The sequence below is a fragment of the Prochlorococcus sp. MIT 1323 genome, assembly GCF_047304905.1.
Lineage (GTDB): Bacteria > Cyanobacteriota > Cyanobacteriia > PCC-6307 > Cyanobiaceae > Prochlorococcus > Prochlorococcus marinus_D.
The window spans coordinates 98,152-114,510 of sequence record NZ_CP138973.1; the positions used below are offsets into that span (position 1 = coordinate 98,152).

15 protein-coding genes are annotated in these 16,359 nt (G+C 44.9%); 6 read left to right on the forward strand and 9 right to left on the reverse strand.

The window, feature by feature from the left end:
- Positions 1-113: 113 nt before the first annotated feature.
- From SIB68_RS00410 to SIB68_RS00420, 3 genes are all read right to left on the reverse strand, one after another.
- Positions 114-386 carry a hypothetical protein gene (locus SIB68_RS00410; RefSeq protein WP_063399663.1) on the reverse strand — a complete coding sequence of 91 codons (273 nt, stop codon included), beginning with the start codon at positions 384-386 and terminating at the stop codon, positions 114-116.
- Between the two features lie 244 nt (positions 387-630).
- On the reverse strand, positions 631-948 hold the full coding sequence (locus SIB68_RS00415; protein WP_063399662.1) for a hypothetical protein: 318 nt from the start codon (positions 946-948) through the stop codon (positions 631-633).
- Between the two features lie 289 nt (positions 949-1,237).
- Positions 1,238-1,480 (reverse strand): hypothetical protein, encoded by a 243-nt coding sequence (locus tag SIB68_RS00420; protein ID WP_155724909.1) that lies wholly within the window; start codon positions 1,478-1,480, stop codon positions 1,238-1,240.
- 920 nt (positions 1,481-2,400) lie between these two features.
- Here SIB68_RS00420 and SIB68_RS00425 point away from each other — a divergent pair.
- On the forward strand, positions 2,401-3,543 hold the full coding sequence (locus SIB68_RS00425) for a fatty acid desaturase (RefSeq protein WP_063399661.1): 1,143 nt from the start codon (positions 2,401-2,403) through the stop codon (positions 3,541-3,543).
- A 391-nt stretch (positions 3,544-3,934) separates the two neighbouring features.
- Here the strand turns inward: SIB68_RS00425 and SIB68_RS00430 are convergent, their stop codons facing one another.
- Positions 3,935-4,339 (reverse strand): hypothetical protein, encoded by a 405-nt coding sequence (locus tag SIB68_RS00430; protein WP_063399660.1) that lies wholly within the window; start codon positions 4,337-4,339, stop codon positions 3,935-3,937.
- Positions 4,340-5,435: 1,096 nt separating this feature from the next.
- Between SIB68_RS00430 and SIB68_RS00435 the strand changes: the two genes are divergently transcribed.
- Both SIB68_RS00435 and SIB68_RS00440 read left to right on the forward strand, forming a co-directional pair.
- A complete protein-coding gene (locus SIB68_RS00435; RefSeq protein ID WP_268874300.1) occupies positions 5,436-5,945 on the forward strand; it encodes a LemA family protein in 510 nt (169 codons plus the stop codon).
- Positions 5,945-6,934, forward strand: coding sequence for a DUF3137 domain-containing protein (locus SIB68_RS00440; RefSeq protein WP_063399659.1), 990 nt, complete (start codon positions 5,945-5,947; stop codon positions 6,932-6,934). Before SIB68_RS00435 ends, SIB68_RS00440 begins: the two co-directional genes overlap by 1 nt.
- A 52-nt stretch (positions 6,935-6,986) precedes the next feature.
- On the opposite strand, the gene SIB68_RS00445 is transcribed toward SIB68_RS00440, so the two are convergent.
- Positions 6,987-7,232, reverse strand: coding sequence for a NifU family protein (locus SIB68_RS00445; RefSeq protein WP_011129633.1), 246 nt, complete (start codon positions 7,230-7,232; stop codon positions 6,987-6,989).
- 76 nt (positions 7,233-7,308) lie between these two features.
- Here SIB68_RS00445 and SIB68_RS00450 point away from each other — a divergent pair, with 76 nt between their 5' ends.
- Positions 7,309-8,799, forward strand: coding sequence for a malate:quinone oxidoreductase (locus tag SIB68_RS00450; RefSeq protein ID WP_063399658.1), 1,491 nt, complete (start codon positions 7,309-7,311; stop codon positions 8,797-8,799).
- An 807-nt stretch (positions 8,800-9,606) separates the two neighbouring features.
- Positions 9,607-11,421, forward strand: a complete 1,815-nt coding sequence (gene lepA, locus SIB68_RS00455; RefSeq protein WP_063399657.1) for a translation elongation factor 4 — start codon at positions 9,607-9,609, stop codon at positions 11,419-11,421.
- Between the two features lie 11 nt (positions 11,422-11,432).
- Here lepA and SIB68_RS00460 read toward each other — a convergent pair whose 3' ends face one another.
- Positions 11,433-12,653: a hypothetical protein gene (locus SIB68_RS00460; protein WP_413681857.1), complete on the reverse strand. Its 1,221-nt coding sequence runs from the start codon at positions 12,651-12,653 to the stop codon at positions 11,433-11,435.
- Between the two features lie 121 nt (positions 12,654-12,774).
- Here SIB68_RS00460 and SIB68_RS00465 point away from each other — a divergent pair, with 121 nt between their 5' ends.
- A complete protein-coding gene (locus SIB68_RS00465) occupies positions 12,775-12,972 on the forward strand; it encodes a hypothetical protein (RefSeq protein ID WP_236068867.1) in 198 nt (65 codons plus the stop codon).
- A gap of 146 nt (positions 12,973-13,118) precedes the next feature.
- Here the strand turns inward: SIB68_RS00465 and SIB68_RS00470 are convergent, their stop codons facing one another.
- The 3 genes from SIB68_RS00470 to SIB68_RS00480 form a co-directional block, all read right to left on the reverse strand.
- Positions 13,119-13,760, reverse strand: coding sequence for a type II secretion system protein (locus tag SIB68_RS00470; RefSeq protein WP_063399655.1), 642 nt, complete (start codon positions 13,758-13,760; stop codon positions 13,119-13,121).
- Positions 13,748-14,251, reverse strand: coding sequence for a hypothetical protein (locus tag SIB68_RS00475; protein WP_196757090.1), 504 nt, complete (start codon positions 14,249-14,251; stop codon positions 13,748-13,750). The genes SIB68_RS00470 and SIB68_RS00475 overlap by 13 nt, the downstream gene beginning before the upstream one ends.
- Before the next feature lie 233 nt (positions 14,252-14,484).
- A complete protein-coding gene (locus SIB68_RS00480) occupies positions 14,485-16,236 on the reverse strand; it encodes a hypothetical protein (RefSeq protein ID WP_413681858.1) in 1,752 nt (583 codons plus the stop codon).
- Between the last annotated feature and the right edge of the window lie 123 nt (positions 16,237-16,359).

The following is a 16,359-nucleotide window of genomic DNA, read 5'->3' on the forward strand; positions in this document are numbered from 1 at the left end:
CAGCTGTGATGATCTCAGTCATCTTCAACTGTGATCTTAATAACAAGCTGAAAAGGCTACAAAAAACCCCGCTCAATGGCGGGGTGATAAAGACACTTCATGTCTAGAAGGGGTCAGTCTTTTTTGTCACTTTTCTTACTAGATAGGAAACCAATAACCGCAAGGACTTCGTCAATGTAGTCACTCACTTCATGTTCTCCATCACCATCACCCAAAGTACTTTCGACCCAGTCGGCTGCTTTCTTGGCTGTTTTTTTAACCCAAGACCAGAAGCCCCCACCAGTTACGAATGCCAGTTGTTCAGGAGTTAGCTCCATGTCTTCAAGCTCACTCATAACGAGTGCTTCAAATTCAGCTTCGGTGATCTGATTTTTAAAAGTAGTCATGATTAAAAATAAGTAGTGTGTTTAAGTTCGTTGGAATCTCTTCCGCCGACAAACACACTATCTCCCAAATCAGCAACAGCTGTGATGATCTCAGTCATCTTCAACTGTGATCTTAATTACAAGCTGAAAAGGCTACAAAAAACCCCGCTCAATCGCGGGGTAGCAAAAATTTGCTTTGAGAAATTTTTATTTGCCGTATACATGCATATAAAAATATTCCCTATCTAAAAGCATCAGTCTTCTATTAAAAACAAGGACCTGGGTTTGGACCTGGGTTTGGGTTAATAGGACCTGAAGGGCCTGGGATTGGGTCACACGGGCCTGGAACGATGATATCAATGATTTTCTTGACTTCGTCTTTGTAGTCGCTCCATTCATGCTTTCCATCACCGTCGCCCAACGTACTCTCGACCCAATCAAGTGCTTGCTTGATTTTATCTCTTAACCAGCCTCCACCGCTAATCACTTCAAGCTGCTCAAGAGAAAGCTCCATGTCTTCAAGCTCACTCATAACGAGTGCTTCAAATTCAGCTTCGGTGATCTGATTTTTAAAAGTAGTCATGATTAAAAATAAGTAGTGTGTTTAAGTTCGTTGGAATTTCTTCCGCCGACAAACACATCATCTGCCAATTTCTCTACTACGTCATTGACTCCAATCATTGCTAGTTGTGATCTGAGTCACAGGCCCTGAGAGGAATTAACAGAACTAGAATATTTGAGGAACCTGCTTGAGATTACCTAAACTGTGGATGACAGACCACGCTATGCCACTTAAGTGAATTAGTACCTGGCAATACAGAGTGCCATTTAGTATGTCCATCTTTATAATGTTCTCCTATAGCACGAAACCTTCAGTTCTTACAATCACCTTCAAAGGAACTATGACCTCGCCCTGCAGGAGTTTTAATTAAATAATAAATCCTCGGCCATGTTCCTCCCATTTTCTTAACCCAAGTACATCCTTCTGGCCGACAGAATGCTTCAACCCAACCTTCTTGAATCCATTTATTCCTGTATTGAGCTTCAATAGGGTTAATATCAATAGCAGAACTAAGTAGAATAGCTAATCCCATCAGCATGGTTTTAGATTTCACCTAGATGCTCTAGTTCTATCAATAGTAGCGCTCCTTGAAGAAATTACTAGAAAAAATAATTTTAGATCGGGCTGAGGTTTCATTACACAAATGTCTGAAGCGATATAACGTATGTAGAAAGATCGATTTGACCCCATAGCCCCTCTGCAACGCACGTCTATTCCTTGAGACGTGATCTGTTAGGGCGAACAAGATGCGTTGAGTCGTGAGCACCAGAGCGAAGGAGCCTGCTTGATATTCACAAACTCCTATCTCTCATGGATTTTTTCTTGTGGGGATTATTTCTGATATCTGCGGATAATGTTGGTATAGCTGTTGGTATAGGTCTGATTCTCTATTCCTGAAAAGCCTTGCACTGCAGGAGATCTTAGAGGCTGTTGGGGTAGTGCTTTCTAGTTGAAGTAGGTCTTGTTAGCGAGTGCTGGGCAGAGATCTCTAAGCATTGTGGTATTGGTGTTGATATTGCTGTTGGCATAGGTGACCTTTAGGAAGGTTCTGCACTCCATCACTAAGGCCCGTCAAAGCTAAATACTGCAAGGTGCTATCTTCTATGGATGTGACGGGCCATAATCGGAGAAACATCGTTTAAAGGGCCAATATGGAAGTCTTTTCAAGTAGAGATAGTCATTGAAGCTCTTCGATTTCTAAAGGCAATCTCACATTAATTACTGATGCCCTATTACCTTAGAGTAAAGAAATTTACTTAGACCTAGATAGCTGATGGTTAGGCTAAGCAACAAGCATACTGGCTCATAAGCTAAGCAAGATGATTTGCCTTCATCTTGAGTTGCCCATAAAGCGGCAATCATGGATGCTATCAATTATCCTATTCACTGAGCCCTTTCAAACCATAGACATTGAATGATCATTCATAAAGTCATGAGAAAACATTTTTTAGACAAAAACCTGCTAAAGAGATCATGATATCTGGCCTCAATGGAAAGGCGCTTCAGGTTTCTAAAGACGATATACCTGATCTGGCTGCAATTAAGGCTGTTTTGCCTCGTCAATGCTTGAATTGCAGCACCAACACTTCCCTTGCTTATCTAGCGCAGTCTCTGATTATACAGGCCATTGTAATTTTTATAGGGTTCTCCATTCCTCTTAGTGTTGAAATATTGCCTGTTTGGCTTCTCTACTGGCTTGTATCTGGCACAACAGCAATGGGCTTATGGGTCATCGCCCATGAATGTGGACACGGTGCTTTTTCGAAAAATAGGAAATTAGAAACATTCGTTGGATATGTGTTGCATTCGATGCTTCTTGTTCCTTATTTCTCATGGCAGCGTTCACATTTAGTTCATCATACCTATACAAACCATATCGCCAATGGTGAGACCCACGTGCCTTTGGTTATTCGTGGCAATGGAATTGATGAGCAAGCTGGTGGAGAAAAAGATATTGCCATGGCAGGCAAATTAGGAAAAGTTCAATATGGTTTATTTCAGCTTGTGCTTCATCTGATTTTTGGTTGGCCAGCCTATTTGCTTATTGGGAAGACTGGAGGCCCAAAATATGGCCTATCGAATCACTTCTGGCCGATCGCACCTTTCTCTAATAAATTGTGGACAAAAAAATGGATAAATAAAGTATGGCTTTCTGATTGGGGGATTGGCCTGACTTTGTTTGCTTTGATTGCCTGGACCCTGCATGATGGCTTTGTTACTGTTTTCGCAATTTATATAGCTCCTCTGTTAGTAGTTAATATCTGGCTAGTGACCTACACTTGGTTGCATCATACTGATACTGATGTTCCCCACCTTGGAAGTTCAGAATTTTCCCAATTGCGAGGTGCATTCCTATCGATTGATAGGCCATATGGAAAAGTAATTGATTTCCTCCATCACAAGATAGGCTCTACTCATGCTATTCATCACATCGCACCTTGCATGCCTCATTACCATGCGGGCAAAGCGACTGTTGCCCTGAAAAATGCTTTCCCAAAGGTATACCTCTACAATCCCACACCAATTCTTCAGGCTCTTTGGCTCATTTCTACCAACTGCATAGCTGTCACTCGGGAGGAGAACAGTGGGCGCTATGTATGGAAAAGTCCTTGGTGAGAGGAGGAGGATAGAAGAAGATCCACTTATTGTCTTAATGTCTATCCAGTCAGTTGTTTACTGATTATCTATAGCCAATATATACTCATACTCCATTGCTTTTTTATAGGGAGTACTCCTTAAATCTGTGGATAATGTTTGTATGGCTGTTGTTATGGGTTTGATACTCTATTTCTGAAAAGGATTGTACTACAAAAGATTTCTTAGGCTGTTGGAGTAAAATCTACTCGTCAAAATAGATCTTGTTAGCGCGTGCGGGGCAGGCGCCTCTATGAATCACATTAAGACCATATATTGGCTTGTAGTGAATGTCAGTGAATAGAATTCGATATGATATCTCAATATAGGATTCTCCCTAGTTAGGTATATGACTATTCATATGAAGTGGCAATCATTCATCTACAGAAACGTAACGTGTCCATTCCTCCTTTCTATGTTGTTGATGGTAGAAAACAACAAAGGGAAAGTTGAATTTATAATGACTGTTGTTCAAGTGCTTGTTCACCCAGTAACAGCCTATCTGATAGTTATTTCTAAACATCTCGTCATTATCTGAATAAATGTCTACGATTGAAGTGTCACCATTTAGGTGTTCTTCTATGAAGGTCTGTTTGTCTTCGAAGACGTCGATCAGAAAAATCTCATAGGTATTTTTGGTGATACCAACCCTCATTAACTCTTCGATAACTTCATCATCCATATAGTCAAATCTCCAGCTACCATTATCCTCATCAGGGGGTTTAATGTCTTCATCCTTAGACAAAAGGATTGCCAAGTCAGTTTTGTCCTTAGTCATGACTCTCTAAGCGGGAGAATAAAAACGGTTGTTTTAAGGAGCTTCTCACGATGCCAAGCTGTTGACCATCATAACCAACACCTTCTTGGACATCATCAGTTAATGATTCACCCAAGTGTAGCTCAGTGTAATTCGTCTTAGGGGTGGGGTGGTTCTCACCACTAGCAATAGTCTCCAACCCGCCATCTTCAATACATTGCTTTTCGTTAGTTTCTTTATAGTTAGTTATCAGTCTAAAGCTAATCGAAAGCTAGCCTGATCGGGCTACATGCTTCCATCCAGGGATATAGATCCTACTTGACCTCACAGCACTTTTCATAATCCTTTTTCGTTAAACCAGAACCTGACCCTTGAGGGTTTTTGTTCATTAAATTATGTTGTGTTGATTGTGGGGGTAATTTAAGTTCATCTCTCAGATGATGTAGCTCATCACCTTTTAGATATTCATAACCACCATCACATTTCACTTTTACCCAAGATTCACAATCCAAGGAAATGACCTTGCTTCTTGATTGATTCTTGCTCATAGGTGCTTTTACTTCGAAGATATTCTAGTGCTTCGCAAGTATCTCCTGGGAAAAATAGAAAAATGCTTGAAGGCAAGCATCTTGTTTAGAAGTGCCCATTTAACCTTTAGCAAGTCTTCTGACAATAGATATACTTGTCAAAAGCTGCATATCAACAATGTCTATTTAGTCCTCAAGCTTCTCCGGTTGCTTTATAAACCAAATTTGGGCACTATTCCTCCCATGCCAATTAGATAGGATAATGCGGCCAAAATTATAAAAGAAACTACGATTTGTAGAGGAAGCTGCAGCAGCTCTTTCGAGGTAGGTAGAGGAGAGAGGTTGGGCATTTGATCACGAGGATCCTCTTCTTCGCTGGGCATGGAATGTTTTTCTCTGACCTTTAATGATTTATTCTAGTCAATCCAAGCATGAGCTCGATGACTTCTTACAATTCTTCTAACTTCCTACTTCTTTTTCTTGCCCTCCTGGGCTAAGTATGTTAATAAAAAAGTTGTCTTTCCCTTTTGTCTTTGCCTGGCTCTGTCTTCTTCCTGATCGCAATCCTCCTGATACTTGTTTCATTTGTAGTGGAGTTTAATTCGTTAGTTGCAAAAAAGAACCGAGTTAAAAATGCTTTTGCGTCAGTTGATGTTCAGCTCAAGAAACGTTATGACCTGGTGCCAAACCTGATTGCGACGGTTAATCAGTATATGCAGCATGAGCAAGGAACCCTCGCCAAGCTAACCGAGCTTCGAGGGATGGCTCAGAGTGGAAGGCTAGGCACGCGTGGCAGGGTTGAACTTGAGAATCAATTCTCCCAGGCCATGGAGTCAATCATGTTTGCAGTTGAGAATTATCCAGATCTTAAGGCTAGCCAAAATTTTCTTGTTCTTCAGGGATCCTTGAATGAGATCGAGGAGCAGCTTTCTGCCGCCAGACGTACCTTTAATGCCGTAACCACTGACTACAACGATGCCATTGAAATGTTTCCTAGTAATCTTTTGGCTGGGCTGATCGGCTATCGACTCCGCCCTCTTTTTGAAATGCCTGCTATCGAAAGAGAGAACCCTAACGTGGCTAAACTATTTGCTGACTAATGGTGAATCAAAGATCCTTTTTTGCTGGTCACCCTTCTTATTTCCGCCAGGAGATCATGCCAGTTTTACGGATATTTGAAAGCAAACGAAAGCTCATTTTGCAGAAAATATTGAAGATTATATTCTTAATTGTCTTGTTGTTAATTGCATTTGTCATTCTGCTAGCTTTTCAGCTAATCTCGCAGAACGCAGCTTTTATTTTGCTTCCCGTAGTGGTGGTTGTCTTTGCCATCGTCTACAGGCAACTGACCAAACAATATAAGACGCAGTTCAAGCTGCAGGTTATTACAGCGATCGTCAACTTTTTTGATTCAACTCTTCAATATGATCCACACGGTCGGGTGTCTAAGTCTCAGTTTGTGCAAAGTGGGTTATTTAATACTTCTCCTGATCGTTATCGTGGCGAGGATCGGGTTTTTGGTACTTTGGGAAAGACCCGTATCGAGTTCAGCGAGGTTCATGCGGAATATCAGTCTCAGAGCACCGATTCTGATGGATCCACGCACACCTCATGGCACACGATTTTCAAGGGTTTGTTTTTCGTCGCAGACTTCAATAAGCAAATTAATGGCACCACTGTTGTGCTTCCAGATGTAGCCGAACGTCTTTTTGGGGGTGTTGGAAAATTTTTTCAAAACATTCAAAAGATTGGACGACATCCCGAACTGATCACTCTGGAAGATCCTGATTTCGAGAAGTATTTTGTGGTTTACGGGGATGATCAAAATGAAGCAAGATACATCCTCAGCCCGAACCTTATGGAGCGGATTGTTTCATTTCGGCAGCGAACTGGACAAAAACTTCGTCTTTCTTTTTCTGGAGAGAACGTTTATGTGGCTATCCCGAGCGACCATGACATGTTCGAGGCCAGAGTTTTTCGCACTCTTTGGAGCAAGACACTGATCAAGAGCTATGTGGACGACATGGCGATGGCGATAGGTGTGGTTGAAGAGCTCAATCTCAACCGTCGTGTTTGGACGAAGCCATGAATTTCTAAATTCTAAAAATTTTCATGCGGAAGAGTTGTTCTGGTTACAGCCTTTAAAGCACCTGCACCACTTCACTGACTTCGGGGATCATTTCACGCAACTTGCGTTCGATACCCATTTTCAGGGTCATGGTGCTACTAGGGCAGCTGCCACAGGCTCCTTGAAGACGCACTTTCACCACAGGACCATCAATTTCGACGATTTCTACATTGCCGCCGTCTGCCATAAGAAAGGGCCTTAGTTCATCGAGAACGGTTTCCACGTTCTCGTTGGTGAGGGCCATGGCTTCTGTACTCATGGATGCTCTGCACGTTTGGATCTATCCAGCCTAGGGGGTTCGCTCATAACCTTGCCAGCAGGGGTGCTTTCAAATTGTGGCCGTCTCTGATGTTGCTGGATCCCAATCTCGCTACGACGCGGTGCTTGTCGGGGCTGGAATTATGAGTGCCACTTTGGCGGCCCTGCTGCATGAGCTCGATCCTGAGCTGAGTTTGTTGATGGTCGAGCGTTTGCAGGCGCCGGGTCTTGAGAGCAGTGCGGCAGAAAACAATGCAGGCACTGGTCATGCGGCTAATTGCGAACTGAATTACACACCTCGTCAGCCTGATGGCAGCGTGGTTACTGCTAAGGCGTTGGCCATTAATACCGCCTTTGAGCGCTCTTTGGAGTTCTGGGCTTCGTTGACGGAAAAGGGCAAGTTGCTACCGCAGCAATTTCTACATCTGGTCCCTCATATCAGTGTGGTTTTTGGCGATGCTGATTTGGCTTTCTTGCATCAACGCTTTCAGCAATTGAGTGCGCTGCCTGCCTTTGCCTCCATGCAATGGAGTACTGATGCCGCTGAGCTTGCCGAATGGATGCCATTGGTGATGGAAGGGCGAGCCAAAGCAGAGTCTGTTGCTGCAACCTGCATTAAGCGGGGTACGGATGTGGATTTCGGATTGCTGACGGGGGCCTATGTGAAGTCATTGCAAGCCAGCGGAGCTTTGGAATTGAGTTGCGGCTGCGAAGTCGTTCATTTGCACCGGCTCGGCAAGCACCAGTGGAATCTTGATCTCAAGCATTCTTCTGGAAGTCGCTCTGTGCAGACACCTTTTGTGTTTCTCGGTGCAGGCGGGGGGGCATTGCCTTTGTTGCAGCGATCTGGCATTCCAGAGGCAGCTGCCTATGCAGGCTTTCCAGTGAGCGGACAGTGGTTGGTCTGCTCTGAGCCAGGTTTAACGGCAAGGCATCACGCCAAGGTGTATGGCAAGGCGAAGGTGGGTGCTCCTCCAATGTCTGTGCCACATCTTGATAGCCGTTGGATTGATGGATGCCGCTCGTTGCTTTTCGGGCCTTATGCGGGTTTCAGTAGCAAATTCCTCAAGCAAGGCTCCCGCTTGGATCTCTTGCGTTCGGTACGGCGAAGCAATTTTCGCTCCATGTTGGAGGTGGGCTTTAAAAACTTTGATTTAGTCACTTATCTCCTCTCAGAGCTACAGCAGAGTGAGAAAGATCGATTTGAAACCTTAAAGCAATTTCTTCCCAATGCGCAGTTGAATGATTGGACGCTTTCAGTTGCCGGACAGAGAGTACAAATCATCAAACGCACAGCCGAGGGGGGGCGGTTGCAGATGGGTACAGAGGTGGTATCCGCTGAAGATGGCTCCCTAGCTGCCTTATTAGGGGCTTCGCCTGGGGCTAGTACAGCGGTGACGGTCATGCTGGAAGTGTTGCAGCGTTGCTGGAGCGAGCGTATGGCAAGTGAATCTTGGCAAAAACGATTGCAAAAATTGTTGCCGAGTTATGGCCATGACCCTAATTCTGATCCCTTACTGCTGAGGCAGATGCGCATACGCAGCAATACATTACTCAGTTTTACTTGATCAAAAGATGGTCTGATTTTGATGTTGTGATAATTGGTCAGTGGCTCTAAAGTTGGGGGGACAGGAGAAGCTTTAAAGCCCTGGCTTTTAGGTCTGTTTTTCAATGGGTCTTATGTGAATAATTCATGATTTACTAGCCAGTGTTTAGACGCTTGTGCGTTCTGCGATTCTCCTTCGAGAACGGGCTTTTAAGGCTTGAAAGTGAGTGAGGGTTGGCTGATCGATTATTATCTCATCCTTTGGATTGTATGAGAATTTTGATCAATAGAGATGACCTTTGCCTCGCGTTTGCTCATCAATTTGAGGTCTGTGATCTTCGGTCTCTGTTTAATACTTGACTCTAGTCTGGATAAGTCGATCGCTATAGATCCTGCTAGTTGAATATCTCTTGTTTGCATGATTATTGCAAAGCCGTTCTCAATTTGAATATGTTGACTTCTGTTGCTGTGAATATTGTTGTTAGGATTGTGCTTGGATCCTGAGGCGCTATTTTGCTAGTTTTGCTTTAGCTCTTTAGAGAGAGTCTCTTGCTTTATTGGCTTTTGACACTATCGAGATCATCTGTGATAGGGATGCATAAGCTTTAAGCATCAGTATCCCAGTGAAGAATATTTGATGCTTTTGAGTAAATCTAGGTTGTAGATGTTGTAAACTAGGTTGTAGATGTTGCAAAATTCTTCCATACACTCATACAGCAATGGGCCTGATGAGATGGCTACCAGCATTCTTCATGGCTGGTCAGATCAGCAGGATCCTTAGAATCTTGATTCTGACTCCAAAGCGCCCGAGAGGGGAATTCGCCAACGCATGACCGACGTTCCCGTTTCTCGCTTGAGGAACTTCTGCATCATTGCCCATATCGATCACGGCAAGTCGACTTTGGCTGACAGGCTGTTGCAGGACACTGGCACGGTGGCCGGTCGGGATATGCAGGAGCAGTTTCTCGACAACATGGATTTGGAAAGAGAGCGGGGCATCACGATCAAGCTCCAGGCTGCCCGGATGAACTACACGGCTGCCGATGGCGAAAGCTATGTACTCAACCTAATTGATACCCCTGGCCATGTTGATTTTTCCTATGAGGTGAGCCGCTCCTTGCAGGCCTGTGAAGGGGCCCTGTTGGTGGTGGATGCCAGTCAGGGTGTTGAGGCCCAGACCCTGGCAAATGTCTATTTAGCGCTGGAAAACGATCTAGAGATTATTCCTGTGCTCAACAAGATTGATCTGCCGGGCTCTGATCCAGAACGGATTAAAGAGGAGATCGAGGCGATCATTGGTCTTGACACCTCAACAGCAATTGCCTGTTCTGCCAAAACAGGCTTAGGTGTATCAGAGATTATGCAGGCGGTGGTGGATCGCATCCCGCCCCCTGCAGATACCCTCGATGAGCCAACGAAGGCATTGATCTTCGATTCCTACTACGACTCCTACAGAGGCGTCATTGTGTATTTCCGGGTGATCAGTGGCCGTATCAGCACGAAGGACAAAGTGTTGCTGATGGCCAGCAAGAAGAGCTATGAGCTTGATGAGATCGGTGTGATGTCACCAGATCAGTGTGAGGTCCATGAACTTCATGCCGGGGAGGTGGGTTATCTGGCGGCTTCGATCAAGGCGGTTGCTGATGCACGGGTTGGAGACACGATTACCCTCCTCAATGCCCCAGCAGATGAGCCGCTACCTGGTTACACCGAGGCAAAGCCGATGGTGTTTTGTGGCTTGTTCCCTACGGATGCAGATCAATATCCAGATCTAAGGGAAGCGCTTGACAAGCTGCAGCTTTCAGATGCAGCACTGAAGTATGAACCTGAAACCAGCAGTGCGATGGGTTTTGGCTTTCGTTGTGGCTTTCTAGGACTCCTGCATATGGAAATTGTGCAGGAGCGGCTTGAGCGTGAATACGACTTGGATTTGATTGTTACTGCTCCTTCAGTGATCTACAAGGTGAACATGATTAATGGAGAGATGTTGATGGTGGACAACCCTGCAACATTGCCAGATCCGCAGAAGCGGGAATCAATAGAGGAGCCTTATGTACGGATGGAGATCTATGCCCCCAATGAGTACAACGGCACTCTGATGGGTTTGTGCCAGGAACGACGTGGTGAATACATTGATATGAAGTACATCACCACTGAGAGAGTTACCTTAATTTATGAGCTGCCCTTGGCTGAAGTGGTGACGGACTTCTTTGATCAGATGAAGAGTCGCACAAAGGGGTATGCCTCAATGGAATATCACTTGATTGGCTATCGCCGCAATGATCTGGTGCGCTTGGATGTCTTGATCAATGCAGAAAAGGCTGACCCACTTACCACAATTGCGCACCGTGATAAGGCTTATAGCATTGGGAAGGGTCTGGTGGAGAAGCTCAAGGAGCTTATCCCAAGACAACAGTTTAAAATTCCCTTACAGGCTTCCATTGGTAGCCGCATTATTGCCAGTGAGAGTATCAGTGCGATGCGCAAAGATGTGCTTGCTAAGTGTTATGGTGGAGACATCTCAAGAAAAAAAAAGTTGCTGAAGAAGCAGGCCAAGGGTAAAAAGCGGATGAAGGCGATGGGCAAAGTAGATGTTCCTCAGGAAGCATTCATGGCTGTGCTGAAGTTGAATCAGGAAAGTTAAGGATGGCCTCTTTATTGACTGGAATTCGTTGTTACGTAATCCTTGTCGATTTGTAGATGATCCCCGGTAGTATTGGCTGATAATTTCTCCATCCAAGGTGATTCTAAACCAAGGGCTATCGTGTTTGTTTTGAGTACCTGTTCTCGTGTGTTGTTGAAGTTTGAATAGTAAGTGACTGTAGGGTCATAATCATTGGTTTGCCAGCTACCGCCCATACGATCGGCATTAGGCTCTCCGTCTGAGAGGAAATAAAGTGTGTCCGATTCGTTATCTTTGAAAGAGGCATCTAAGCCTTCCCATGGATAGGTTCCTCCCCACTTTGTGGGACGATCATTGTTCAGTGAATTAACGAATGCAATTGCGGATTCACGCACACCATCATTTCCAATTTTAACCAATCCATTGCTTGATTGCTCCCAAACTTTGTGGTTTTTTCGACCTGGTGAGCTGAAGGACTGGAGGCTGACTTTTGTATCTGGTGAAAGCGCTGTAAGCAGACTTGTGAGTTCCGTTTGCATTGACTCCATTCTGGTTAAGGCGCAGTTCTGACGAGACCAGAAATAGTAACTTCCACTCCAATATATTTTCCAGTCGCCATAAGTACTCCCCCAAAGGATGCAAGCACTCATGGATCCTGAACCATCAACAAGGAAGCGGATGCGCTTGCTTTTTACATTGCGGAAGTAGGCCCCATTAAGCACACCATTGCTATCATCTCCATAGTGCTCAATCCGTTTGTCTGCTCTAGCGAATGCCGCAAGATAAAGTGGATATCTTGTAATTGTGCGTGCAGCACTGAGGGCTTCAAGATAACTCTCAGTTTCAAATTTTTCTGCGTCGTTGTTGGGGTTCGGATCAATAAATTTGACCAACTTGCGTTTTTTATCAGTCATCACGCCAAGAGCCGGCTCCATAAAGGTGCGTACTGGTGTGCTGTCAGCTGTAAAGGTGACATCAAGGCCTTCAATGACTTCTCTGAGGCTTTTAATATCGCCCTCATTGTTTGTTAAGTGTTCGCAATCACCTTCGGGTTTTGTGCATTTCATGACTCCGATATCTTCAATTGCTTTGGCAATAAATGGATCTTCTGTTTCGCTATAGCGTCCATCCAAGCTTAGAGGTGCACCACATCGCATCAGGGCATAGCCTGCTTTATTTGAATTAACACTGAGCCCATAAAGAACAGGTGTGTTAAGTTCAGCCATCTTGATGCCGAAGATTGGCTTGAACACTTGATGTCGAGCTTCTGCGAGCAGGCCACATTGTTGAAGAGTGTCTTGATATTGCTCATTGGCCATATCGGTATGTTCCATTCCAGCTGGTACAGCGTCGCTGTTATTGACCAGGATGTGGATGCTTCGTTCGATTTCTGATCGCAGTAGGCGTAGACCATTGGTTGTGTTTTGCCGCAGAGTCGCCTTGCTTTCAGCCCTATCCATCAATGTCTGCGTCGAGCGCAGCGCTAATGAGGATGCTCCGATTAGCAGAATGCCTGTCCCCGCTGCGACGACGGCTTCCGACATCCCAAACCCATTGCTAGGTAAAGGATGAGATCGGCGATGATAATGACTCTTTAGCAGTTTCATGGATCAAGTGCCATAGAACTATGGCTTTTGATGGTTTAACGATGACAGGGTTGAGATCTTTTTTCCTCAATTGGTTGTGAATGTTTCCTGAGGATTGTCTGAAGACAACGATTAACTGCTGTCACAGAAATCAGTGCCACCATTCCAGGTTCCGCTTCTGATGTGGCCATTGCCTGAGAGCTCGACGCATCGGGTTCTCAGCAGAGGCTCTTGGGAACTATGTCGAGATCGAACCAGGATCGTGAGATTGTCATGTTGTGCGCTGGTTCCAGGCGGTGATAATTCGTAGCTGGCTTGTGATGCAGACACCTCGACCTCTTTTGACTCTCTGGTTCCTTCAATAGTGAGAAAGCGATAACGTGATTTACCTTTTAGCAATTCGGGCGTGCAGTTAACAATCTCCCCATCTTGATTCCAGCAACACTTAAGACGTTGAGTATTACTTTGAGAGCCATCAGGTTGTTGAAATTCCAGCAGAAGCCAAGGTGGTCCAAATGTTTTTTTGGTTAGATCCTGATCAAGGCTGAAGCTGCAGCTTGATTTTGACTGCCCCAATCTTGCGCGTAAGTTGAATAAGCCAGATTCGATAAATTGTGTGTAGCGATCCACCTGTCCTTGAGCTACATTTCGGCGAAACCTTGGCACCCCATACGCAGATAAAATACTTACAATTGTGATGACAACCAGAATCTCTAGCAGGCTGTAACCCTGCGAGGTGTATTTATCAGAACGTAAGTGTTTTATTTGTAGCACCTCGCCTGGAAATTTGGATTGAGTTCCAGCACTCTTTGTTCAGTAGCATTTTTCATTTCAGTTTCATGGAGAAGCTCAGGAGAACCGTTGTTGGTAACTATTGCTGCTCCTGGGCCTTCAAAGCTGTAGATGACAATTGCAATCTCTTCTTCAGCGGTGGTATTAACTATTCTATTGATCAGTTTTTTGTTTGATTCATTCTTGAGATTCGGAGCTGGTACATGTTGCCGACCCGCGCTCTCAAAGATTTGCTCCTTTAGGTAGTTAGGAGGGTCATTACAGGCATATTGCTGCTCATCTTCGCTTGGGATTGAATCAAAAGTAAGTAGAGAGTCAGCTTGTTGTAAGAGCTGAATGTTGTCATTAATTGCTGCCTCTATACGTGTTCTTTCCAGTTGATTCCTGCTGTTGATCAGTGCTGAAAGTGAGAACCTACTTACTGCAGTCATCACCATGGCCAGCAAGACACCAGCAATCAGAACTTCCACCATGGTGAAGCCCGGATCCCTTTGATTGCTAATGCTGCTGGTGCTGAAAATTTTTAGCTGATTTGTAATCACTTTCCTGTTATTTTCTCTAGGTGCGCCTGAGTCTTGCTTGTGTTGGCTAAGTTTTATCCAATTAATTTGTTTGAGCTTTGGTTTAAGCAGGTGACTGGTTAGGTTCCTCTCAATGGCTTGATTCCATCGAGATCTTTGTAGGTTCTCGCCAGATCGCGTGTGTTTCACCATCGCCGGAACGTATCTAGGCCTGTTCCTCGAATACCGCGGGCTACGGTGCGGCCATAGCCTTTGAAGCCATAAGTGCTCCACTGCCAGAGTTCTTCGGCTGCACGAGTTACAGATCCTTCACCGCCATCGGCGCGATCGGTGATCAGATTGAGTGAATGATCTTTTGAGCAGAAGCTATTCGCCCAAATCACACCACGCATCTCTGCATCACTGCTTAGCGTGAATGTTCCTTTGCCAAGAGCGACCCATGCAGCAGGCAAACTGTTGCCGGCAACACTCAAAACGTATGGGTCATCTAAAACTCTATTAGTGGCACAGTCGCTTGGGGCATCACCTTTTGAAGACGTAATCACAAAACTTTCGGGACGATTGTTACACGTTGTTTGCCCAGAGTTAACCCCACAGAGAAGGCTGCTCTCTGATAGCTCTATACGCCCACTTAGATTCGTCGGGGTAGAACCTGAGACAGGTAATTCAAGGTGTAAAACTATCGGTTTATTGTCATTCTCAATCAATACTCTCGTGTTTTTTATATTGATGTGCTCAACGTAAAGATGACATTCCCCATTTTGATTGGAGCAAATATCATTCTGCCTGATTCTTACCTCCCACTCCTTCTGCGCTTGTGTTGTCCAGGATTTCCAAGTCTTGTAATAGATTGAAGATTTGTACCAGCTGTAGCCATCTCTAAGAGTTGGTTTGCCTGTATAACACCAGTTGTATATACATGCCAGAGTTGCATCCCAGGTGAATCCATTAGAAGCTTGTTGAGAGGTTTGACCAGTAGAGCTGACTTTGCTTGTGATCTGTATTCCTGGTGGTGCAGATGTGGTCTGGCTGTGGTTCGCTCTTGTACAGACAATTTGGTCGGCACCGCAATTAAAATTTGAATTGTTGCCTGTGTCATCAATACTCCATACACGCGTAGCCCCTGAGTCGCTTGGCATCGTGTCGATAACTTTGTTTTTGTCGTAAAGAGCAGTGCTTGGCAGCCCTCTGTTGAGCACTGGCCAAATTCGATCTGCCACTGCGCTTGATTGGCCTTGAATGCCAGCTTTGAGAGTGTTGTCATCACATCCACCTTTTCTCTGGAAACTGTTTGGAGATTCCACGTCCCACAGGATTAAGCCTGCGCCGCTGATGTTTGCAGGGCCAAGATCAATATGTTGTGCAGCAAGGACACCCCAGTCTTCAGGCCTTACAACACTTGAGCTAATGTATAATGAACGTGTTAGAAGTGTTCGAGCTAAATAGTCTTCGTCAGAAGAACCGACCCTTTTTGCGATACCTTCAATTTGGAATACGCCTTCGCCAAGACCATTCTTTCCTGGGCTTAAGTAATCACGAAGGCGGTAAAATGTTTGAATACTGCCTTTGCCATCCTGACGCTGGGTTCTCGTTTCGTCATCAATAAATGGTACTGAGATGATTGTTTCTGTATTCCCTTTACCCACGTGGCCTGTAGGCCATTTGGCTGTCTCGCTGGACGGATGAATGGGTAACCCCATTGAGGTGTCAGTGCATAGTTCTTCAAGAGGTTTGGCTTCTGTCGTATTGATGAGTTCCCAGGAGAATCCGTCATTGGGATTATTAGTATTCTTTTGATTATTGAGTGTGAAAAGAAAGCCTCTATAGTTCTCAGGATCATTTTGGTTGAGCTTGCTCAGGATTCGGTTGAACCCATTGACTGCAGCAGCTTCGGCCATCTGTTGATAGCTTTCGGATGCCCCTAGTTTCCTTGCCATCAGTTGACGTATGAGCAACCCGGTGGCGCCAGTCAGTAAAGTTAAACCTGTTAGCAATGCTAACAATAAGGCTAAACCTTCTTCCCCGCTAGGCGCTTTTCTCTGCCGAGAATACCAGAGGCT

What these genes read in the sequence shown, in the direction of transcription:
- SIB68_RS00465 (WP_236068867.1), top strand. Translation starts at nt 12,775, where the DNA reads ATGCTTCGTTCGATTTCTGATCGCAGTAGGCGTAGACCATTGGTTGTG.
- SIB68_RS00415 (WP_063399662.1), bottom strand. Translation starts at nt 948, where the DNA reads ATGACTACTTTTAAAAATCAGATCACCGAAGCTGAATTTGAAGCACTC.
- SIB68_RS00475 (WP_196757090.1), bottom strand. Translation starts at nt 14,251, where the DNA reads ATGGTGGAAGTTCTGATTGCTGGTGTCTTGCTGGCCATGGTGATGACT.
- SIB68_RS00440 (WP_063399659.1), top strand. Translation starts at nt 5,945, where the DNA reads ATGGTGAATCAAAGATCCTTTTTTGCTGGTCACCCTTCTTATTTCCGC.
- SIB68_RS00445 (WP_011129633.1), bottom strand. Translation starts at nt 7,232, where the DNA reads ATGAGTACAGAAGCCATGGCCCTCACCAACGAGAACGTGGAAACCGTT.
- SIB68_RS00425 (WP_063399661.1), top strand. Translation starts at nt 2,401, where the DNA reads ATGATATCTGGCCTCAATGGAAAGGCGCTTCAGGTTTCTAAAGACGAT.
- SIB68_RS00430 (WP_063399660.1), bottom strand. Translation starts at nt 4,339, where the DNA reads ATGACTAAGGACAAAACTGACTTGGCAATCCTTTTGTCTAAGGATGAA.
- SIB68_RS00410 (WP_063399663.1), bottom strand. Translation starts at nt 386, where the DNA reads ATGACTACTTTTAAAAATCAGATCACCGAAGCTGAATTTGAAGCACTC.
- SIB68_RS00480 (WP_413681858.1), bottom strand. Translation starts at nt 16,236, where the DNA reads ATGGCAAGGAAACTAGGGGCATCCGAAAGCTATCAACAGATGGCCGAA.
- lepA (WP_063399657.1), top strand. Translation starts at nt 9,607, where the DNA reads ATGACCGACGTTCCCGTTTCTCGCTTGAGGAACTTCTGCATCATTGCC.